At 31.9% G+C, this 22,711-nt stretch carries 12 protein-coding genes and 1 pseudogene; 5 read left to right on the top strand and 8 right to left on the bottom strand.

Features of this window, described 5'->3' with window-relative positions:
* Positions 1-8: 8 nt before the first annotated feature.
* From TERY_RS33565 to TERY_RS18995, 3 genes are all read right to left on the bottom strand, one after another.
* Positions 9-179 (bottom strand): hypothetical protein, encoded by a 171-nt coding sequence (locus TERY_RS33565; RefSeq protein WP_155994497.1) that lies wholly within the window; start codon positions 177-179, stop codon positions 9-11.
* A gap of 912 nt (positions 180-1,091) precedes the next feature.
* Positions 1,092-2,543: a 9,9'-di-cis-zeta-carotene desaturase gene (gene zds, locus TERY_RS19000; RefSeq protein WP_011613311.1), complete on the bottom strand. Its 1,452-nt coding sequence runs from the start codon at positions 2,541-2,543 to the stop codon at positions 1,092-1,094.
* Between the two features lie 947 nt (positions 2,544-3,490).
* Positions 3,491-5,119: a DUF6930 domain-containing protein gene (locus tag TERY_RS18995; RefSeq protein ID WP_011613310.1), complete on the bottom strand. Its 1,629-nt coding sequence runs from the start codon at positions 5,117-5,119 to the stop codon at positions 3,491-3,493.
* A gap of 2,479 nt (positions 5,120-7,598) precedes the next feature.
* Between TERY_RS18995 and TERY_RS18990 the strand changes: the two genes are divergently transcribed.
* From TERY_RS18990 to TERY_RS18980, 3 genes are all read left to right on the top strand, one after another.
* Positions 7,599-7,955: an iron-sulfur cluster assembly accessory protein gene (locus tag TERY_RS18990; RefSeq protein WP_011613309.1), complete on the top strand. Its 357-nt coding sequence runs from the start codon at positions 7,599-7,601 to the stop codon at positions 7,953-7,955.
* A gap of 586 nt (positions 7,956-8,541) precedes the next feature.
* Positions 8,542-8,964 carry a hypothetical protein gene (locus tag TERY_RS18985; RefSeq protein ID WP_011613308.1) on the top strand — a complete coding sequence of 141 codons (423 nt, stop codon included), beginning with the start codon at positions 8,542-8,544 and terminating at the stop codon, positions 8,962-8,964.
* 655 nt (positions 8,965-9,619) lie between these two features.
* Entirely contained in the window at positions 9,620-9,838 is a 219-nt protein-coding gene (locus tag TERY_RS18980; RefSeq protein WP_011613307.1) for a hypothetical protein, read from the top strand.
* 98 nt (positions 9,839-9,936) lie between these two features.
* Here TERY_RS18980 and TERY_RS18975 read toward each other — a convergent pair whose 3' ends face one another.
* Entirely contained in the window at positions 9,937-10,860 is a 924-nt protein-coding gene (locus tag TERY_RS18975) for a thylakoid membrane protein ThyD (protein WP_011613306.1), read from the bottom strand.
* 1,055 nt (positions 10,861-11,915) lie between these two features.
* On the opposite strand from TERY_RS18975, the pseudogene TERY_RS31235 reads away from it, so the two are divergent.
* Positions 11,916-12,735 (top strand): annotated as a pseudogene (locus tag TERY_RS31235) (transposase).
* Between the two features lie 1,001 nt (positions 12,736-13,736).
* Here the strand turns inward: TERY_RS31235 and TERY_RS18970 are convergent.
* The 3 genes from TERY_RS18970 to TERY_RS18960 all read right to left on the bottom strand — a co-directional run bounded on the left by TERY_RS18970 (position 13,737) and on the right by TERY_RS18960 (position 17,662).
* A complete protein-coding gene (locus TERY_RS18970; RefSeq protein WP_011613304.1) occupies positions 13,737-14,654 on the bottom strand; it encodes a GUN4 domain-containing protein in 918 nt (305 codons plus the stop codon).
* A 585-nt stretch (positions 14,655-15,239) separates the two neighbouring features.
* Positions 15,240-16,283 (bottom strand): glycoside hydrolase family 104 protein, encoded by a 1,044-nt coding sequence (locus TERY_RS25715; protein WP_011613303.1) that lies wholly within the window; start codon positions 16,281-16,283, stop codon positions 15,240-15,242.
* A gap of 449 nt (positions 16,284-16,732) precedes the next feature.
* A complete protein-coding gene (locus TERY_RS18960) occupies positions 16,733-17,662 on the bottom strand; it encodes an ABC transporter substrate-binding protein (protein WP_011613302.1) in 930 nt (309 codons plus the stop codon).
* A gap of 799 nt (positions 17,663-18,461) precedes the next feature.
* Between TERY_RS18960 and TERY_RS33560 the strand changes: the two genes are divergently transcribed.
* Positions 18,462-18,614, top strand: a complete 153-nt coding sequence (locus TERY_RS33560; RefSeq protein ID WP_155994496.1) for a hypothetical protein — start codon at positions 18,462-18,464, stop codon at positions 18,612-18,614.
* Positions 18,615-22,227: 3,613 nt separating this feature from the next.
* Here TERY_RS33560 and TERY_RS18955 read toward each other — a convergent pair.
* Positions 22,228-22,455: a photosystem II protein, Psb35-related gene (locus tag TERY_RS18955; RefSeq protein WP_011613299.1), complete on the bottom strand. Its 228-nt coding sequence runs from the start codon at positions 22,453-22,455 to the stop codon at positions 22,228-22,230.
* Positions 22,456-22,711 lie beyond the last annotated feature (256 nt).

Genomic DNA, 22,711 nt, shown 5'->3' with positions numbered 1-22,711 from the left:
CAACCTACTTACAAACTACTTAGAAAGTCAAATCTAATAAGGTTGCTCATATCTATTGTCCAATAACCTGATAATTGTTGGACGGCAGCAAAGAAGCACTGATAAATAGTAAAGTCACCAGCTCCGGTGCAGTAAGAATTTTTCCCTGATTTTTCTGCTGCCGGTATGACCGAAATCATCGTACTTTTCGCCCATTCAAAATTTTGCTAGGAGGATAATTTGTGTCAATGCTTTGAGAATTAATCAGCAAACCCTAATTATTGTAAGTTAAAGAATCAAGAATATATATAGCCAGGAAAACGGGAAAAATATACTTGAACTTTCTACTAACTAAACCTAAACAAATTTAGACAATATGTAGATAATTAGTTATCTAGTCAACAATGGAATTGATCAAAACTATTGTTTAGTAGAAACTTCAAAAAATATTGCTACATTAACCTTTAAATTTTTTAGTAGATAGAGCAGTCTTAAATACTAAGAACCTCAAAGACTTATAAATTATATAGCAATCCAATTTCCCTGGTCGTAAAAATTCAAAAGCTAGAAATAAACTCCGAAAATCTTGTTTTTTGACCTAACTCCTCTTCCTTATGCTTAAAAATGCAGATAGATTTTGGACAACGTAAAGATATCATTACTATAGCACTTTAGCGAAGTCATTGACGAAACTTTATACCAAATCTGATGAGTAAAAAGCTGAGTTATAGATATCTATAGTTATTCTAATACAATGAGTATGCTCGCAATCTTTAATAATGCAAAGGAAAATTAACCTGCTTCGGGGTTATCTCCCAATTGACAAATTTTTCATCCACGATGCATGGTTCAAATAATACAGAATCTTTTTGAATTCTTTTGATTGGGGAAAACCCTATAATTAGCTTATAATAACTAAATTTGTATTATGTATTATAGGATAAAAACTTAAAAACCGGGTTTATGAACTAAAGTTTATAGTATTAAGCATTAAATTAGGGTAATAAACCTGGTTCTAAAAGAAAGTGTGTAAATTCTAAAGTTTTAGCTTCAATTAAATTGAAATTTTTATCCAACTTAGTAAAGCCATAAACTTGACTTGATAAATTATACTATTGCCCCAAAATCTTTTCCACATTTGTCAAAATTATCTGAGCAGCTTGTTTCCCAGAAATAGTTGCCCCCTCCATACTATCAATATAATCTTGTTGAGTATAGCTACCTGCCAGAAAAAAGTTAGGCACTGGTGTTTTTTGGTTCGGACGATATGGATCCATACCTGGAGCTTCCCGATATAAAGACTGAGCTAATTTCACCACACTATACCAAGTCATATTTAACTCCCGTGATGAAGGAAATAATTCATGGACTTGTTTTAAAACATGGTGAGCGATCGCCTCATTATTTTCTTTAATAAAAGGATCTCCTGGTGTTAATACCAACTGTAATAAAGAACCTTCTCCTTGCCGATAATAATCTTCTGGACTTGTTAATGCCAAATCAGCAAAACAGGAAAAATCAGCATCTGGAGTATAAAGTAAATTATCAATACCAGCAGCATGATCTAATTGTTGACGTTGGTTTTTATTATGTAGTTCGGTTACCCAACCATCAAATCTTAACTGTACTGTAGCAACTGGTACTGCATCTAATTTATAGATATTGTCAAACTCTGGCCATTTTCGCCAAGCTTCAGGTAGAATACGCTGAATACCTGGTACATCGCAGGCAAAAACATAAGCATCAGCAGTAATAGTAACTTCAGTATCCCCATTAGCTATAACTATTCCACTAACACGAGTTTCTCCATCATTCTCTAAAAATTGTATTTGCCTAACTTTTTTTCTAGTATAGATTTTAGTGCCCCGTGCCTCCAAATAATCAACAATAGGTTTGTGGAGATATTCATAAGGAGAACCATTCAACATCCGCAATACAGATGCTTCTGTTTTAGCAGCAAAAAACTGGAATATTGTCAACATACATCGGGCAGAAATATTATCTGCATCAATGAAACCCAAAGCATAAGCAATAGGGTTCCACATTCTTTTGATACTTCCATTACTCCCACCTTGGCGACGGAACCACTCTCCAAAACTAACTTTATCCAAATCTCGGATAGTTTTCATTGCCCCATCAAAATCTATCAACCCTCTGACTATAGGACTGGTGCCGAGGGCTATTGCATTTTGTAGTTTGTCTTGCGCAGACAGCTGGGATGTGGTAAAAAAAGCTTTTAATCCATTAAAAGGCGCTCCCGTGAGGAAGCGAAAATCTAGAGCACCTGTTTTGCCCCCTTTATTAATAAAATTATGACTATGTTCTTTGAGGCGGAGGTTTTTAAAGGCCCCTACTTTTTTCATTAACTCAAAAAGTTGATAGTAACAGCCAAAGAAAACGTGCAAACCCATTTCTACATGGTTTCCATTCTTATCTACCCAACTACCTACTTTACCTCCAACAAAGGGGCGAGATTCAAATATTTCCACTTGATGTCCAGCATCAGCCAATTCAACTGCTGTGGCCATTCCTGCTAATCCTGCACCTGCGATCGCAACTCGCATTCTTTATGTCCTTACTCAGTTTTTTTACAAATATTAATTAATAATTCTACCAAATTTATTGTCACTCATCCATCTCACCTTTTCCATCCCACCTTTTATTTCCTCTTATTAAATGCTATCCGGGAGTAGAAACTTCAGTCAAACCTTGTGGATACCTTTAACCCCGAGGGTAGAAGGGGAACTGAAGAAAAAATGTAGGGAGCAGGAAGAAAATTGAAAAAATGTAGGGGAGCAGGAAGAAAGAGTATAGTAGCGAGACAAAACTCTTTTCAGTCCAATTGAAAAAATGTATAAGAATACTTTTTTTATTTCACAAATATACCTATTATAATTTGTGTACTTTGTCAAATTTTATGTGCTCTAATCTATTGATCAAGGAGAGTATCAAAGGGCAGGGCTGTAACATTTATTTTCAAAGAAATATGGGGAGCTGTGGAGACGAGGATATGAGTAGGTAATGCTCCATTTTCGGTTTCAAAAATCTCAAATAACTAATTTACATACAGATTCTTGAGATAAATTTCTCCAAAGTGTGAAAACGAAAAATCACTAAATTTATCCCACAATTATTTTAATTCATTCATAAGAAATTACACTCAGGCTTTTATCAAAATCATCCTCCAAATATCAGTAAATTTAGTTGTATTTTTGTATAATTTTAACTCTGGCCTAGATACATTTTCCAAAAATCCCTAACACCATTATTTTTAGATACAGCCCTTGTCAAAAGGTGGCTAGCAGCACAGCTAATTATTTTTCCTAGCAAAAATATTTACAATCCTATCTTTTTGGTTAATTAATTCTAGCAAGATGTACAAAATTTCAAAGGATACAAAATTTTTATCATATTAGAGACTCTGGGTTAGCCAGGGGGGGGTGGAGAAGGCGACGATAAAAACCTTAATTCCTAACTCACTTCAGTCGTCTTTTCTTCTCTATTCTCTTTTTCAAAAAGATACTGGCACCAACTTTAACGGCCCAACCCCTAAGTCTTGAGATGAAAGGGATCGGACCTCAAACAAAGCCATCATATCCTTAAATTCAGGTTGACCACGGGAAGCACCTGTAATACCTCTAGCAATAATCAAACCACACCAACCATGAGTAGCAATGCAACGCTCATCCCATTTTTCTCTAGCTTCCTGGTGTACAGGGTCATTTTGCATAAACTCACCAAATAAATGTAGTACACCATCATAAGTTTTTAATATGCCCAAATCATAATTTTTTTCTTCCATAGGGTCTTGCCCTAGATTAAATCCTATACCATGAAGTCCCTGAGCTTCTTCCAAATCTTTGATCAACTTAGTTGCTTTCGGCAAAGAAGTTTGAATTAAAATAACTGGTAAACCCTCTCCTGATATTTCAAGATCTTCTTCTGCTGCTTGATGGCGTTTAGTATTATCCCGCAAGTATGCTACTGTATCCCAAGGAACTACCCCCAAACTTAAAAAAGAATTTGGCGGTACTAAATCATCCTTGAGCATAGGCATTTCAATTTCCACTTCTTCATCATCCTGTACATCAGCCTCCGCAGCCATTTCATATAATTCTTTTGCTACTTCTGGCATAGTTGCTACTTTAATTGAGGCCACCTCATTTAATTGAGGTATAGGAATGCGGTAGCGACTACTAATACTAGGGAATTTATCACCTTTCATTTTCTTGCGGGATGCTCGCAAAAAGCGATGCAGTGCTTCTAAAGTAACTAATGTTGTTACTGCTTCCTCTTCATAAAGAATAGACCTTAAACCTTCTAAAGGATGTAAATTACCAAAATTGGCCTGAATTTCAGATACTGATAAATTTTCTAGGTTTTTTTCCTTATTCTGATTATCTTCTTCCTGATAACTATCATAGGTAATGAAAAGGCAATCTTGTCCTAAAAAAGCTTCCTCTAAATTTTCATAAGATTTTTCATAAGCTACTCTTTCTCTGAACCTTTTAAGAGAATCTAGAGAACGATACAACAAAATTCCATAGTCCATACCCAATTTACCCAAAACACAGACATATAAATTTTCAATATCCCATTGCTTCAGCTCTATAGAAATTATTTGATGCTCTCCTAATATTTCCCAAGGTGCATCATCCCAAATTTGATCTGCTTTTTCTACTAAAGCTTCTGCATATTCAGGAGGTAACTGAGGCGGGCGATTATCTGATACTTCCTGTAGTCCCCGAAATATTTCGTCAATTAGAGGTAAATCTGGTACATAATCAATTGTAATTCCTAAATTTTGTAACACACCCCTGAGAAAAAATTGAATTTCTCGGTCTTTAACTACTATCTTTTGTGGCCTAATTGCTGGAGCTGGACTTTGAGGATTTTCCATAGCTCGCAGTAATGTCCTTACAATTGCTTCCGGGCCTGTATCTGGCATTACCATATCCATTGCTCTGACCATGCCATGGGAGCCATCTACCCAGATAATACATTCGTTTGTTGTTTCTGACTCTAATTCTGGGTTCGAGCTAGAGTCTGAAGATATAGGACGGCGATCGCCCTCCCACACACTTGGAATTTGTTGTAATTTTTGTAACCTACGAACTGTTGAAGGATTGAGAGCTACCATAAATTAAGCCTGTGAAAGTGAAGCAATTGCGGGATATTTTTTTCTCTTAACCTTAAACCATATTTTGATTAATGTATTTTTATATACATTTTTCTCTAACGGCCTTGCTAGCATGAGAAGAATTAACGGCCTTGCCAGCATGAGAAGAATTGTCTATTTGACTATCTAAACAATTACTAGGAACAATTAAGCAATATAATCATACGAAAGTATTCAAACTTACTATATAATTTATATATATATTTTATTTTATATAATTATACCATACAGTAGTTAATGTTATTTGCCAAAAAAGTATAAATGAGTATTTATTCATCACTGTATGACATTAACTAGTTATAACTAAAAATTCAAAGGTAACCCTATCCATCACTAAATTTGAAAAGTGCGTGGTACTTGTCAATAGAGAGTACAAATCGCCATTAGTTATATATATACCGACCATTGCTATTGGTGGATTCCAAGATGTAGAAATGCAAGATTGGACTAAATATTTATATTCTGAATAAATCAATATATATATATGGCAATCTCAATATAGCAATCTCAAATAAGCCCTAACAGATATAATAGTAAAAATAATATCCCGACTTAAAAGATAAAGAATAAATATTATAAATGAACTAGATAATTTTCTGCTTCAGACAAAAGAGGCCAAATAAGTAACAAGAGACTTGGGGGCAAAGGGGCAAAAATGATTTAGTCAAAAAAACTAAAATAGAAATACAAAGAATGATTTAAGGTGTCTCAAAGTTTCCAGATTTGAAGTTGAAAGACTCAGAACTTTTTTTAGGCGTAGAAAGTTTCAGGCTTCAACTCTCAAGGATGAATATGCCACATTAATGCCAGTATAAAAAGAGAATACAATTTCTGGGTATGGAGCACAAGATTATCTAAGACTATCAGACTGATAAAATTATTTATCAACACAATATAGTGTAGTTTTTGAATCTAATCAAAGTTATTATAAAGATACTAAAAAAAGGGGTTAGGAGTTTTAGAAAAAACTTGTAAACACAATACTACTAAAAATGATGAACTAGTGAAAGCAGAAAAAAGTTATAGAGAATAAATTAGCAAAAGAGAAACTACAAAGATAACCCATGAAGTAGGAATTGTTTAGGATTTAGTAGTGTCATATCCTATGTATTTATCTTTGATTTTATGGCGACAAAAGAACAAAGATAAAGAATAAAAATGAAAAATAAAGGCCTGCTTATTCTGGTGACCTAGATGATAAAAGCCAATAATTTGTTGACCTTAAAAAGAAGTATAAATACTGAAAAAACTATGGAATTTATTTAACTATTTATAGCCACAAAAGTAGGCAAAAAGATGAGTAATATTTGGAGATAGAGTCACTGCTCATAATTTGAGATAATTTCGAGAATATTTAATTAAAATTAATACTGAAAAACCCGAATCAGAATGGTGGATAAATTGTACAAAAATCCCTCTGAATGCCCCTGAGCAAAACCTCGTTGAAGATATTATGTGAAAATCCCAAAATTTCAGAAGACAACTTGATCGTCTTTGCAGTTATTTTAAAATAGTAGAGTGGCTATAGAGAGCGGATAAGCAAGAAAATGAAGTACAGTATAAATGGTGAAAGCATTCTATTACAATCATTTTGCTTGCACTTGGTGTACCTTACTAGTAACGGTAACTGCTGTCAGTTTTTTTGTGCTATGGTCAAATATTTGACTTTCCCAAACTTTTTCAGTATGGAATTTTGCCAAAACCAATATACAGACTGTTATAGTCTTAATGATACATAACTGTTGGTAGTGACTTATTGTCAGAAAAGTGCAAAAAAAAATAAGCAAATAATAATTGTGGTACTTCGGGTGTTCCTTGACCTAAAGAATAAAAATGTAGAAAAATTAATCTGCTGCAACTAAGGTTTTAAACATTTAGATTACTTACTATAACAACAGCTAATTCCAGCAAAAGTGCTGTAGAGTAAAAAATATACTGTTTTTTTTGAAATTTACAATACGCCGTTTAAAAGTTTAACGCTTGATTGCCCATACCCCATTCCCTGAACTCACTCTTCAACTTTTTGGTGTAAACCCTAAATGTTTATATCCATTATCATTTCTAGTTCTTGCTATTGTTCTTAATAGACCTCACAAGAAAAGGTTCTCAAACTTTTATCAATAATTCCCAAATCAGTATTATTATCAGAGGTATAATATTTAAGAATTGAATAGTATTAAAGGGAAATTAAGTATAAGGCACTGTATAAAATTAATTACACATTTTTAAGCTAAATCCTAACTAAAGTATATCTTACATAACATCAGGTAAGAGTTACAATTCAGTTTTAAATGCAGACCATTGAAAAAATATTTTTGATTGATAACAATTATTTAAGGTAGTTAAAATTTCAGTTTTCAGGATAACATAAGAAGTAATATATCTAAGTAGTTACAAATTATTATTCGACAGCTATAACAATATAAGGAGCTAAAAACAAATGACAAAAACTACTCAGTCTCAACAAAAAGGAATTATGATGAGCGAAACTGCTGTAAAGCAGGTTCTATCCTTGAGAGATAAACAAGGAAAAGACCTTTGCCTACGAGTAGGGGTACGTCAAGGCGGATGTTCTGGAATGTCTTATATGATGGATTTTGCCGACCCTAGCACAATTAGAGAGGATGATGAAGTTTTTGATTATGATGGATTTAAGGTGGTTTGCGATCGCAAGAGTATCCTTTATCTTTATGGTTTGATGCTTGATTATAGTGATGCTTTAATTGGCGGTGGGTTCCAATTTACTAATCCTAATGCAACTCAAACCTGTGGTTGTGGTAATTCCTTTTCTGCTTAAAATTAATTTCAAAAAAATCTAGTTTCTGAGAAGATCTAGGTTTTGTATTTTCTGTGTCTTCTGGAATTATATATAGGAGCATAGAAAAATCAATATTGGGGGAGCAAATAATACTGTTCCCCTGATTATGAAGTAAATTTTGGTATAGCAATTATAGTATATTCCTTGTATGTGAGATCAAATTTGGTGATTTTGGTAGAAATAAAGTAGAAATAAAAGAGTTGTCGGGAATTAAGCCGAAAAAATAGCTTCAACTCAAAATAAATTCATGTTTAAGCGTTTTCAAGGATGAAAATAATGAAACCATTATAGAGCAAGCTTTTGAAAAGTTTATTTTTTTTACAGCCAACAACTCCAAAATATATTATTCATTGAAAAGTATTAAATGCTCATACTAATACTAATATTTAGCTCCCATAAACCTTTTAACTTAAGAAACTCGACCGGTAAAGGGAGGGTGATATGAGATATCACTATTAATCCTAAAAAAATATATAGAATACGCATCTTGCCCCCTTGTACTTTACCTGGGTGAAATCAAACGTGTTATAATTTTCTAAATTAGAAAACCTCGAAAAATATTATTATGACTAAGACACCAGAAGAACTATATAAAGAAGGGCTAGAAAGATATAAAGCTGGAGAAAAGGCAGGTACTTTAATTCCACTATTTAAAGAAATTACAGATCGCTCTCCTAAAAGTAGTAGTAGTTGGATTAGTTTATCGTGGTTATATTTATTAGAGAAAAAACCTAAATCAGCTCATAAAGCAGCTAAGGAAGGATTTAAGCTTAACCCAGACGATCCACAGGGGAGAATTAATTTGGCTTTAGCAATGTTAGAAATAGAAAAAAAGGGTGTTAGACCTCATGTAGAGAAAGCCCAACAATTGATTATGGCTGATGAAGATTGGCTCAAAGAAATTAAAAATAATATTAAGGATGGTTTTGATAGAAGAGGTGAATGGCCAGCACTGGCTCGAATTAAACAATGGTTATTTGATATTTAAGCTGATTTTTTTACTAAATTAAATAGTTAAAACATAAATAAGCTTTTAAGAGTCCTGATTTACCCAAAGGTACTAATAATAACTAGGGTAGGATGAGAAAGATATAATATTTAAAAAACTTAATGATTAATATAAAAACTTTACGAACAAACTGAAGGAGTTATGTTATTATCTTTATAACTTCAGAGATTACTTAATCATCAATCATAAAAGTAGAAAATTCCTAAAGGCTTATGGCTTACCGTGAGTACCTCGATCATAATTGATCAAAAACTTGAAAAATGCTAGTTTAGGCTTCAAATTTCAAGTTCAAGCTTAAAGAAGATGATTGACAAAACTTAAATCTAAGTATAAAACTTAGAAGTTAATAATTCAATCAATATTCTACGAAGTGATTATAGTTAAGGGAAATTATTGTCATAATTATAGGTAAAGATAGTATGAGAATATCAAAAAATTGCTCACAGTCAAAAAAAATGAGTAGGGAAGAAGAAAAAGTAAGTTAACAATCGACTTATCAGTTAAAAACGTTTCTTATGAGGTGACGTTTGTATTTAGATTACCACCGAAGACGAAGTAATATCAAGTATCGAAATGATATAAGCTTGAAGACACTAAAACCGTTTTTTGAATAATGCTAAGGAGTTGAAATACCATGACATTTAATAATGATCTTAATGACGTTAATGTTAAGCCGGAAACTCGTAACCACAAAGGATTTTTTATTCAGGAAGGTGATTATAAACTAATGAGTATAGATGAATCTGGTTGGGCTTTAATCTGTCTAGATGATGCAGTATGTCATTATGTAGATCCAGATAACTTAAAAGAAACAAAAGAATTAATGGAAGAATCAGCAACCCTTTATAAATAAAGGAATAAAGGTTTTTGAAACTATCTTGAGATTAAAAAATGATTTGGGCAAGCTGCCTTGCAAATTAAATAATGGCAGCTTGTTTTTTTTGACAAAATTCAAGGAGCTAAAATATTTTTTAGGGCAGGTTTAACAGTAGGATATTGATACTCAAATCCAGAAGCTTGAGTCTGCTTCGGTAAAACTTTTTGACCTTCCAATACAACTACTGCACCATCTCCCAACAACAATTCAATGGCAAAATCAGGTACGGGTAACCAAGAGGGTCGATTTAAAGCTTCTCCTAAACCTTGACAAAATTCTTCCATTCGTACAGGATTAGGAGAAGTAGCATTGAATACTCCTTGCATTTCTGGGTTGCGTAGAGAATGCAGAATTAAACCAACTAGGTCGTCAATATGTACCCAAGAAAACCATTGCCTGCCATTACCAATAGGACCACCAGCGAATAATTTAAACGGAGCAAGCATTTTTGAGATAGTGCCTCCTAAACCCAATACAATACCGATCCGTAAAATAACTAGTCTTACTCCTACATTCTTTACAGGTTGAGCAGCAGCTTCCCATTTCTGACAAACTTCTGCCAAAAAATCATTCCCACTATTGCTCTGTTCGTCAAAAGTTGCCGTTTCGCTCATGCCATAATAACCAATAGCTGAACCACTTACTAATACTGATGGTTTAGAATTAGATTGAGCGATCGCCTCGACCAATTTTTCTGTAGTTACCTTGCGACTACCCATAATCTCTTTCTTGCGACTGGCACTCCAACGTTCATCGGCAATACTAGCACCCGCTAGATTAACGACACCGTCACAGCCATCTATAGATTTTTGCCAAGCACCAGACTTTTGTGGTTCGTAACCTATTACCTCTAGATTAGGATATGCTGAAGATGGAAAAATGCGTTTTCCTTTTTCTAGGTTGCGGGTTAATACTAATATTTTTTCTCCCTCTGAATGTAGACGCTCCACTAAGCGAGTCCCTACAAACCCTGTTGCTCCTGTAATAGCTATTTTCATTGCTCAAAAATCTATCTAAGATACTATTTATTTATACAATAAGTTGGATTATAGCTGAAGTTAGGAGCAAACCCTCCCTCCTTATAGTAAAGAAGGAAAAAATAATACTATGCTTATGTGAAATTGCAACTATTAAGAAATGAACTAACAGCTTTTTTGCTCCAACCGCACCCATGGAGGATATAAATTATTCACATTTTCTACGGACGTTGCATTTAAGAGCATTAGGACGAAACGGGAAATGAAGGAGGTAGTGGGATGCATTTGTCCCTTAAAGCCTTCAGAATTATTCTGCCTCATTAATCCTATAATTATGAACTGATTTTATCCTTCCCTTTGGCTCTTTTTTCGATTAGCAAAAGCAAAAGGCTTTAGCCAATATAATGAAAGACTTTGAGAGTTAATTATTAACCCCCATATGTTTAATTATATAGTAATGGCGATTCCTATAACTGTGAGGGAAGCCGAACAAAAGTGTAGATAATGTTAGAGGATGGTATAAAAAATTTATTTCTGGGGACTATTCTCTAGTAGCATTTCTCTATTCATACTTGTTGAATCTTCTCTACAAATTAAACCAACATTATGTTTTTTCGTTTTACCCATCGTTTGAGTCAAATCTTAAAGCCATATAGTTTCTTTTGGACATAAAAGTTTTTCGATGATTAAGCAAAAAAAATCTATGATTAACTTTATGAAATCTTCTTCCGTCAAGGCAGCATTGGCAAAAATAGTAATAACCACAAGGTAGATTTATGTCTGTTATTTCTTTCCTTTGATAATAGCTTTGTTGCTACTTGTCTTTCAGTAACTGAAGCTGCTATTACTGATACAACAATGAGTAGCCAATACTATTAGTGCTAATGATTGTGAACAATGGACAGTAAGATTAAATTACTATGGGGTATCTCCTAATGCCAACAAGAAAGTCTTTGCTTTTAAACATTTATAGTAGTTTTAATTAAGATTGAAACAAGAATTGGGTATAATAAAATTAAGTCAACTAGAAAATATTTTGAACTATGCCTGACAGTTTAGGCTTCAGATAAAAAGTAATAAATTTTGTAGAAAATGGCGGTACAATTACTAAAGCAGCTCATACATTTGTGATAGGAATAGCTTCGATATATAGATGTTTATTTAGGCCAAAATTGTCAGCAACTAAGGTAAAAAGTTGTCAAATAAAATTAGATTGGAAAGAATTAGAAAAAGTTGTAACAGCAAATCTAGAGTTGCTTATTGTCAGACAGAGCTAAAAAATTTGGAGTTAATCAACCAGCTATATTTTATGCTTTAAAAAAAATGAATTTTCCTTGAAAAAATCAACAACTTTGTTATAGAGAAAGAAATATAGAAGAAAGGATAAAATATTATCAGAAACTACGAAATTTGATAAAAAAATTTGGAAGTAAAAGCCTTGTATTTATTGATGAATCAGGATTTAAAGATAATTAAGACTGTATTTATGCCTGGTCAAAAAAAGAGAAAAAAGTTTATGGTGAGCAAGAGGGAAAACGAGGTAAAAGAGAAAATTTAGTAGCCGGGAGAAGAAAAAAGGAAAAAGATTTAATAGCACCAATTATATTCAAAGGAAGTATAAATGTCGCGGGATTTGAACAATGGTTAGATAAACATTTATTACCATTATTAAAAATTCCCAGTGTACTGCTGCACGGATAATTCACCTATTAATTACGAAAAAACGTTATTAGAGAATTAGTAGAAGCAGGGGGTCACCAATTACTATTTTTGCCAAAATACTCTCCTGATTTAAATGACTAAGAACATGATTTTAGTGCATTAAAAAGAGCTAGAATTTATTCACCTATCAAGACATCTCTTGATGAAGTTATTCGTAATTATTGTGCCAAATAGTGTCTCAGTTTTATTTAAAATAACTATATGTCGCTTAGGTGGGTTGGCGCTCATAGAAGTTTTAATTACAAAGTCTTGCAGTTAGGCAATTTATCAGAAATCTGGTTAGGCGGTGGGTTGAGTCTACACCACAAATTACTCTTTTGGTCTAATTTAACCACAATCAATCAGTTAAGTTTGATAAGTTATAGCTGTATAAGTATATGTACTAGACAGTGGGAAGTTCTGGGAATAACTATTGCGAGCTTTGGCTTATAGCTATCTCAAGGTGAGACACTTTCTCAAAGTAACGATAAATACGGTAAGCCTTTTCCTATAATACTTTCAGCTTTTAAGGCTAATAGTTTTTTTAGGAGAACTTAACTTTGTACTCTTAAGTATATATAGATTTATATCAAAAAAATATCATCAAATCACTCAAAGTTAACTAACCCTAATATTGACTTTACTAGTTGATTTTTATCACTCAAGTGGAAAAAAAATCTAATTTTTGAGGAAGTAGTTCGTTCTTGGTAAGAACAGAAATAAATGGTAATGCTAAGGAGTGAATATTTTTTATTATAGCTCATCCCTCCAAAAAAAATTGATGGCTTATTACAAAAAACGTTGGTTTAGCAAAATTATGTATGCATAAGTATATGTTTTTGTCAAATTTTGGGCTTCTATATGTTAAGTTGTTTCTGGAAAATTTGTTTTTTTCGTCCCGAGATTATATTTAATATTGCTTAACATTATACCAATTTAAGATAGTTTGCAGCTTTTTTTTAATAAGTTAGTCAAACCAAGCCTGTGAATTTAGAAAATCATATCATAGACTCCAAATCAAGTAAAGTCGTAAAATAATTGAGAATAGTGTCAATAAACCCTCTATTTTTACATTTGTTCATAATTTGCTTAACATGGAAATTTTAAAATTATTCTTTCATAAATATTTATTTTGCTTATATAAGTAACAAATAGTAGTCACTATTACTATTAAAAAATTCTCATCTATTTGAAATTTAGTCCGTAGTCATACCAGTACAAGTTGTCACCCGTCTTCTCAAAGCCAAAAAAGTTTCTCCAGCCATCATTTGACCTACCCCATAACAAGCACGTCGTCGCCATATAATTATAGGTAAGTGACCTTCTGGAGCTTCCAGGTTAAAAGAGAGTTCATCATAATATTTCCAATTTTCTCCATCTCGCCATCCCAAGCGATCGCAAAAATCTTCATATTGCCCACTCACACTTTCCCATATACGTTGTTGCGTATTTAAGCCAAACAATCCATCACTATAATATTCCCAAAGCCAATTAATAGTACAAAGGTCTGTGCAAGGAAAATTCTCAATGTCTGCTAAGTGTAGCCAACCTTCTTCCTCTCTCAAAGTAGCTTGCAGCAGCAGTTCCCAAGTAAGTTCATCTGCTTTTCGCCATTTTCTAGCAGCCAAAAGATTTATTAACGGGTTATAGTTTATCCCCACTTCTGACATTGGCGGTTCTGGAGTTGGTATGGAATGCAACTTTTCATCAATACGATATAGGGTTTGTGCTAAAGTCTCTGAGTTAAGTTGTTCGAGATGATAAAGTACCCATTCTAGTTGAGAATGAAGTTGAAGGCGTTCTATTGTTGCCTGATGTAATTGAGCTTGTATTTGATCTAGTTGTTTTTGAATGGCTAAGTAATTCTGTTTGTCATTTATTTTATCTGCTGCTACATTTGGTAAACCAGAATTGTGATTATGATGGCTAGAATGTTCTTTGGCTTGTAGCATTTGCCAAGTTTTTCTAGCCCAGTTCAACTGTGCTTGTTCTTTTTTTTGGTAAATTTCTGCCGTAGCAAAGAAAGCAGATTCAGATGTTAAATTCCATTCACAAATAGAGCAAGATTCTGGCACTGTTTCAAGGTATTCTGTACCGCAAATAGGGCATAACATAATTTTTTTGTTAATTAAAATTAGTAAAAACAAATATTCTATAACGCTACGCAAGTAGGGGGGGAATTTTAAATTTATAAAGATTCAAATTCTCTCAGGTATTTTCTTCTTCTATAACGGGGCTGGAGGATGAAAAATCAGAAAATATAACTAAGTTTATAAGATTGGGAGGAGAATTGTAGTTAAAAGCTGAGTGTAATTTTTGATGAGAAAAGATCATATTACTGATAGTTAATTAATGTACTCAAATGATTGTGGGATAAATTTGATAATTTTTTGTTTTGCACTGTTGGTAAGTTTCTCCCGAGGTCTCATCTAGCTATTTGAACTTTTGGTAAGTTTCTCCCGAGGTCTCATCTAGCTATCGGTTTATATATCATTAATTTCAATTTTATCTACTCCTATTGGTGGTAGTAGTTAGGGTTAGGTCTCTTACTTCTTAACCCCAACAAAACAATAACTATTCAACTGGATTTTATATAAGATGGAGATTGACTTTTGATTCCCAGATAGGGCTTAGATATTTATAGATGATCAAATTTAGTTAGAGATTACTTATAACTTTTGATTTCCCAGAAATTAATTCTAATTTTTGATTTGATAAAGAGCTAATTTCTGTTCATAAGTTCCTACAAGTTTAGGCATGAGTTGTTCCACATCTGTTTCAGTTTCTCCAAATGAAGGCCAGACCATATATAACTTTTGAAAAGCTTCTTTTACTCTCCCTTCTTCAATATCTTTCAGAGCATTTTTGTCTCGAATTAATTCTATAGCTACACGGTCTTGATAGGTAGGACTAAAGTTCTGAGCTTTGACCACAGGAGCAAACCTATCCCAGGAAGTACTCAAAAACTGATATCTACCAGCTGCATCAGAACAAAGTTTCTTGCCATTACTATTGGCACATTTAAGTTCTCTAGGATGGTCTTCAAAGCTTAAGAAATGACTACCTGTATATTGACGATAATAACCTTTCGGTCCTGTTGTCCCTTCTGTAACAGCGATCGTATCTAGAAAAGCTCTGATCCTAGGAACATTTACTGGATAAGCCCAATTTTTGGTTGGATCTATTTTAGGCATAACTACTGATGTTACTGACTTATTTTGATTAGCATTTGTACTTCCACTCACTTGTCGAAATAGTTGTAAGATTGCCATAAGTAATATGAAAACAATTAATACGGAGGAAGCTAGCTGTAGGTTAAATAATTGGGACCAGTTTAATGGCTTTTTTTGCTGTTTCCCAGTAGTTCGGTAATTCTTAATTTTATTTTGAGAATAAACTGATGTTTTGAAGTTTGTGGTATTTGGAGAGAATGTTTTTTTTTGATTTCTAGGAAGTATGCCAGCTTCTTGACCAAATTTTAGCAGGGAATTAATAGTTTCTATTCGTTTTTGTTGATTGGAATGGGAGTTATGAGAGCGAACACCATACACATTTGCAAATGCTATAACATCTGCTGAAGTTACTTTTTTTAGTGGTTTTTTGATAAATTTTAGAAACATTTGAGCTATATATAAATGAGAATTTTGCTGTATGGGATGAATTTGTTGTAACCACATATTTATTAATTGAATATCTGAATTTTTTTGGGGTTGATTTATTTGTTGTACTTGTTGGCTATACATAATAAATTATCTGATTTTTTGAGATTAAGATTACACAGATGAATTATCGGGCAATATAGTTGATATAATAGCAAAAATTTTTAGGTATTAAACTATAATTATAAGCTTTCCATACTTTGATAAGTGTAAAAAAAATCTTTAATATAGTCGTATTTTTATTTAAAAAAATAATGATTTTACTTTAGATGTAGTAGCAAGATAAAGTATGAGTAAATTAAAATTTATAAAAACGAATTAAAAGTCTTAATAATTGTTTTTCAAATCCTTGCTATGTTTACCAAGTTTGGTATTTTTGATTGCTATTTTGAAGAAGGATATCAAGGATATCCTAATTAATTATTATTTCTCCTAAGTTATAAATTCTGAGTTTTAATCTGACTTATAAAACTTTTTTCTACAAATCTTATTTAGCTACTACCAAAATAAATATTACAACTAAAATAGGATTACTATAACTTCACCCAGCCTATCCCTTGATAACCAAAATTAAACAATTCTGGGTGTAAAATTTCTGCTAAAATTTCTAAAGAATCTACTAATCTTGGTCCCGGACGATTGAAATAAGAATTACCATCAGTAATATAAACTTTTCCTGATTTAACTACAGGTAAATCTTGCCATTCTGAGCTTTTAATTAAGTCTAAAGTATCTTGGCGAGTACGTTCTAAATCAAAGCCACAAGGCATAAAAATTATAACATCTGGATTAGCAGTTAATAACTCCTCAAATTTTAACCATGGAGAATGTTTTCCCAACTCTCCAAATAATGAATTTCCACCAGCAATTTGTACTAATTCAGGTATCCAGTTTCCGGCTGCCATTAGTGGGTTACTCCACTCAATACAAGCTACTTTTGGAATGTTATTAGTTGCTAAATTTTGCGTTTTTTCTGCACAAGCTGCTACCCTTTTTTTCAACTGAGAAATTACTTCATTCCCATTCACTCCTAAAATATTTGCTACTCGTTCCATATCTGCCCAAACTTCTGCTAATAAATTAGGCTCTAAAGAGATAACTTGAGGATTGGTTTTTGTTAAACTTTTGACGGCTGTTTCTACATCTGCCAAACTAACGGCACAAACATCACATTGAGCTTGAGTAATAATATGAGTAGGTTGTAATTTTTCTAATGTTTCTAATTCCACAAGGTAGACACTTAAAGCAGACTGTAATAACTCCGTAGCGCGTTCGTGAATTTCCCGACTATTACCATCAGGGTTAAATTTAGGTTTAGTACAAACGGGCAAGTTTTGAATTTCTGGAGGATAGTTACATTCGTGACTTCTACCAACAATAGCTTTAGTTAATCCTAATGCTGCAATAGTTTCTGTAGCGCTAGGAATTAGAGAAACAATTTTCAATGGTTGATTTATGCTCATTTTATCCTAAGTATATAGAGGTTGCTGTTCTTGATAAAAAATTAAGCCTTACGATAATTTTACTAGTGTTTTGGGAAAATAGTACTGAGAAATATTAGCTAGAGTAAAAGATAATGTGATTGAATTTAGCTTGGATAAGGTCAAGCAGTTCTAAAAATTATACTAATGGTAATATAAATTTTTAGGCGACAGAGGTACTATTAGTTTACCTTAGTAAATTTCAGATTGAGATACTAGTAGTTTTAGCATTTATTATTTACTATTTACTATAGTAAAGAAAAAGCTGAAAATATGTCAAATTATGAATTAACATGCCCTAGCTTTTAGAGTAATGTCAAGCATTTTCTATTTTGCTCAGAACTTGTTTAGAGATGTGAATAATGTGGTTTTAGTTGTGATAAACACTTGAATTTAGTGTTAAGTTTAGCTATTAATTTTAATTCCTAGTTCCGAAATTTTTGCCGGGGAAACTGGATAATGCTGATCATGCTAGGGTGAACTAGGAATGGAACTAATTATTTAGATAAAAATCAAAGGATAATTAATTTTTGCCGGGGAAACTGGATAACGCTGATCATGCTAGGGTGAACTAGGAATGGAACTAATTATTTAGATAAAAATTAAAGGTTCATTTAGATAATCTTATGTTTTTCAGAACGGTAATATAATTTGTTTCTTATAATTAGAAAAAGTTCAAGAATGATAAAACTCAAACTATGATTGATAAGTTATTACTAGAAAGAATTAGTTTCATAATTGAATAATTTGTTTTATTTGCTCTGGGATCTGCCCATGGGGAGTGAGTACGGTAGCTATATCCCCTGATAGAAGTTTGAGTATTACATCTATAGGGCTGGCTTACAGCAGTTTTAATGTTGCTAGACTACAGCAAGGTTTTGGTTATGGCGATGTAGTTCATCAATTTGAAAAGGGCTGTATTAAGGAGGAATAAGGTCTCAAGCTTCTGGCTAACATTGGAGGTACTGATAAGGGATAAAAAATAAGGCATAACTAATAACTAAATTGTATTTATCCAAGCTTTATTGAATTAAAAAAAAATGGCTCTAACAGAATATATCTGCTAGAGCTAATGTCAAATAATTTAAGCTTCCAAAAACAAGAGAAAAAGTCTAGATAAGGGTAGTTGATAATTGATAATTGATAACTGAAATGACTATTAACTAAGCATTTCAATCATTAACACTCTGACTTGCATAAGCATCCATAGCTAATGTCAAATAATTTAAGCTTCCAGAAACAAGAGAAAAAGTCTAGATAAGGGTAGTTGATAATTGATAATTGATAACTGAAATGACTATTAACTAAGCATTTCAATCATTAACACTCTGACTTGCATAAGCATCCATAGCTAATGTCAAATAATTCAAGCTTTCAGAAACAAAAGAAAAAGTCTAGATAAGGGTAGTTGATAATTGATAACTGAAATGACTATTAACTAAGCATTTCAATCATTAACACTCTGACTTGCATAAGCATCCATAGCTAATGTCAAATAATTTAAGCTTCCAGAAACAAGAGAAAAAGTCTAGATAAGGGTAGTTGATAATTGATAATTGATAAATGAAATGACTATGCTTTATTGAATTAAAAAAAAATGGCTCTAACAGAATATATCTGCTAGAGCTAATTTCAAATAATTTAAGCTTCCAGAAACAAGAGAAAAAGTCTAGATAAGGGTAGTTGATAATTGATAATTGATAAATGAAATGACTATGCTTTATTGAATTAAAAAAAAATGGCTCTAACAGAATATATCTGCTAGAGCTAATTTCAAATAATTTAAGCTTCCAGAAACAAGAGAAAAAGTCTAGATAAGGGTAGTTGATAATTGATAATTGATAAATGAAATGACTATGCTTTATTGAATTAAAAAAAAATGGCTCTAACAGAATATATCTGCTAGAGCTAATGTCAAATAATTTAAGCTTCCAAAAACAAGAGAAAAAGTCTAGATAAGGGTAGTTGATAATTGATAATTGATAAATGAAATGACTATGCTTTATTGAATTAAAAAAAAATGGCTCTAACAGAATATATCTGCTAGAGCTAATTTCAAATAATTTAAGCTTCCAAAAACAAGAGAAAAAGTCTAGATAAGGGTAGTTAATAATTGATAATTGATAAATGAAATGACTATGCTTTATTGAATTAAAAAAAAATGGCTCTAACAGAATATATCTGCTAGAGCTAATGTCAAATAATTTAAGCTTCCAGAAACAAGAGAAAAAGTCTAGATAAGGGTAGTTAATAATTGATAATTGATAAATGAAATGACTATGCTTTATTGAATTAAAAAAAAATGGCTCTAACAGAATATATCTGCTAGAGCTAATTTCAAATAATTTAAGCTTCCAGAAACAAGAGAAAAAGTCTAGATAAGGGTAGTTGATAATGGATAATTGATAAATGAAATGACTATTAACTAAGCATTTCAATCATTAACACTCTGACTTGCATAAGCATCCATAGCTAATGTCAAATAATTTAAGCTTCCAGAAACAAGAGAAAAAGTCTAGATAAGGGTAGTTAATAATTGATAATTGATAAATGAAATGACTATGCTTTATTGAATTAAAAAAAAATGGCTCTAACAGAATATATCTGCTAGAGCTAATGTCAAATAATTTAAGCTTCCAAAAACAAGAGAAAAAGTCTAGATAAGGGTAGTTGATAATTGATAATTGATAAATGAAATGACTATGCTTTATTGAATTAAAAAAAAATGGCTCTAACAGAATATATCTGCTAGAGCTAATGTCAAATAATTTAAGCTTCCAAAAACAAGAGAAAAAGTCTAGATAAGGGTAGTTGATAATTGATAATTGATAAATGAAATGACTATGCTTTATTGAATTAAAAAAAAATGGCTCTAACAGAATATATCTGCTAGAGCTAATTTCAAATAATTTAAGCTTCCAAAAACAAGAGAAAAAGTCTAGATAAGGGTAGTTGATAATTGATAATTGATAAATGAAATGACTATGCTTTATTGAATTAAAAAAAAATGGCTCTAACAGAATATATCTGCTAGAGCTAATGTCAAATAATTTAAGCTTCCAGAAACAAGAGAAAAAGTCTAGATAAGGGTAGTTGATAATTGATAATTGATAAATGAAATGACTATGCTTTATTGAATTAAAAAAAAATGGCTCTAACAGAATATATCTGCTAGAGCTAATGTCAAATAATTTAAGCTTCCAGAAACAAGAGAAAAAGTCTAGATAAGGGTAGTTGATAATTGATAATTGATAACTGAAATGACTATTAACTAAGCATTTCAATCATTAACACTCTGACTTGCATAAGCATCCATAGCTAATGTCAAATAATTTAAGCTTCCAAAAACAAGAGAAAAAGTCTAGATAAGGGTAGTTGATAATTGATAATTGATAAATGAAATGACTATGCTTTATTGAATTAAAAAAAAATGGCTCTAACAGAATATATCTGCTAGAGCTAATGTCAAATAATTTAAGCTTCCAAAAACAAGAGAAAAAGTCTAGATAAGGGTAGTTGATAATTGATAATTGATAAATGAAATGACTATGCTTTATTGAATTAAAAAAAAATGGCTCTAACAGAATATATCTGCTAGAGCTAATGTCAAATAATTTAAGCTTCCAGAAACAAGAGAAAAAGTCTAGATAAGGGTAGTTGATAATTGATAATTGATAACTGAAATGACTATTAAATAAGCATTTCAACTATTAAAACTCTGACTTGCATAGGCATCCATAGTTAATGTCAAATAATTTAAGCTTTCAGAAACAAAAGAAAAAGTCTAGATAAGGTTAGTTGATAATTGATAATTGATAACTGAAATGACTATTAACTAAGCACTTCAACTATTAAAACTCTGACTTGCATAGGCATCCATAGTTAATGTCAAATAATTTAAGCTTTCAGAAACAAAAGAAAAAGTCTAGATAAGGTTAGTTGATAATTGATAATTGATAACTGAAATGACTATTAACTAAGCATTTCAACTATTAAAACTCTGACTTGCATAGGCATCCATAGTTAATGTCAAATAATTCAAGCTTTCAGAAACAAAAGAAAAAGTCTAGATAAGGGTAGTTGATAATTGATAATTGATAACTGAAATGACTATTAACTAAGCATTTCAACTATTAAAACTCTGACTTGCATAGGCATCCATAGTTAATGTCAAATAATTTAAGCTTTCAGAAACAAAAAAAAAGTCTAGATAAGGGTAGTTGATAATTGATAATTGATAACTGAAATGACTATTAACTAAGCATTTCAACTATTAAAACTCTGACTTGCATAGGCATCCATAGTTAATGTCAAATAATTTAAGCTTTCAGAAACAAAAAAAAAGTCTAGATAAGGGTAGTTGATAATTGATAATTGATAACTGAAATGACTATTAACTAAGCATTTCAACTATTAAAACTCTGACTTACATAGGCATCCATAGTTAATGTCAAATAATTCAAGCTTTCAGAAACAAGAGAAAAAGTCTAGATAAGGGTAGGTGATAATTGATAATTGATAACTGAAATGACTATTAACTAAACATTTCAACTATTAAAACTCTGACTTGCATAGGCATCCATACTATATGCGGGTACCCGCTTGTTGTAGTCTAATCTATTGCCTGTAAAAGATTCAGATAAGCTTTCAAAAGATTGAGAATTCCAGTTACGCTCGTGGATAGGCTTTGTTTGCTCACCTAAGAAGTAAGCTTGACTTCCTATTACTGCAGCAGCTAACCAAGCAATTACAAATAGTGAAATAACGATAACCATAATTTATTTTGTTTATATTTATTAACTTTACTGTAAATAAATGTAACAAATTCTTGCTTGGAGTGTCTAGTTTATGCTTGTGTGGAAAACCAGATAAAAAGCTATGAAAATTTATACCTGTTAAGACTTGATATAAATGTTAAATTATGATATGATGTAAGTAAAATTTTTTTTTAATGTAAGTCATACTGAAGTGAGGTAAGAGGAAGCAATAAGAAGCTTTTAGAGATAGCTTGCTTGAAGTGGTAATTACAAG

This window comes from Trichodesmium erythraeum IMS101, from assembly GCF_000014265.1.
Classification (GTDB): Bacteria; Cyanobacteriota; Cyanobacteriia; order Cyanobacteriales; family Microcoleaceae; genus Trichodesmium; species Trichodesmium erythraeum.
The sequence above is the reverse complement of the archived record's forward strand: the minus strand, read 5'-3'. Positions and strand labels throughout refer to the sequence as shown.

Excerpts from the sequence above, each read along its gene's own strand:
- TERY_RS18985 (WP_011613308.1), top strand. The coding sequence starts at position 8,542 with ATGACTAAGACACCAGAAGAACTATATAAAGAAGGGCTAGAAAGATAT.
- TERY_RS18955 (WP_011613299.1), bottom strand. The coding sequence starts at position 22,455 with ATGGTTATCGTTATTTCACTATTTGTAATTGCTTGGTTAGCTGCTGCA.
- TERY_RS18995 (WP_011613310.1), bottom strand. The coding sequence starts at position 5,119 with ATGGTAGCTCTCAATCCTTCAACAGTTCGTAGGTTACAAAAATTACAA.
- TERY_RS18975 (WP_011613306.1), bottom strand. The coding sequence starts at position 10,860 with ATGAAAATAGCTATTACAGGAGCAACAGGGTTTGTAGGGACTCGCTTA.
- TERY_RS18960 (WP_011613302.1), bottom strand. The coding sequence starts at position 17,662 with ATGAGCATAAATCAACCATTGAAAATTGTTTCTCTAATTCCTAGCGCT.
- TERY_RS18980 (WP_011613307.1), top strand. The coding sequence starts at position 9,620 with ATGACATTTAATAATGATCTTAATGACGTTAATGTTAAGCCGGAAACT.
- TERY_RS25715 (WP_011613303.1), bottom strand. The coding sequence starts at position 16,283 with ATGTATAGCCAACAAGTACAACAAATAAATCAACCCCAAAAAAATTCA.
- zds (WP_011613311.1), bottom strand. The coding sequence starts at position 2,543 with ATGCGAGTTGCGATCGCAGGTGCAGGATTAGCAGGAATGGCCACAGCA.
- TERY_RS33565 (WP_155994497.1), bottom strand. The coding sequence starts at position 179 with ATGATTTCGGTCATACCGGCAGCAGAAAAATCAGGGAAAAATTCTTAC.
- TERY_RS18970 (WP_011613304.1), bottom strand. The coding sequence starts at position 14,654 with ATGTTATGCCCTATTTGCGGTACAGAATACCTTGAAACAGTGCCAGAA.
- TERY_RS18990 (WP_011613309.1), top strand. The coding sequence starts at position 7,599 with ATGACAAAAACTACTCAGTCTCAACAAAAAGGAATTATGATGAGCGAA.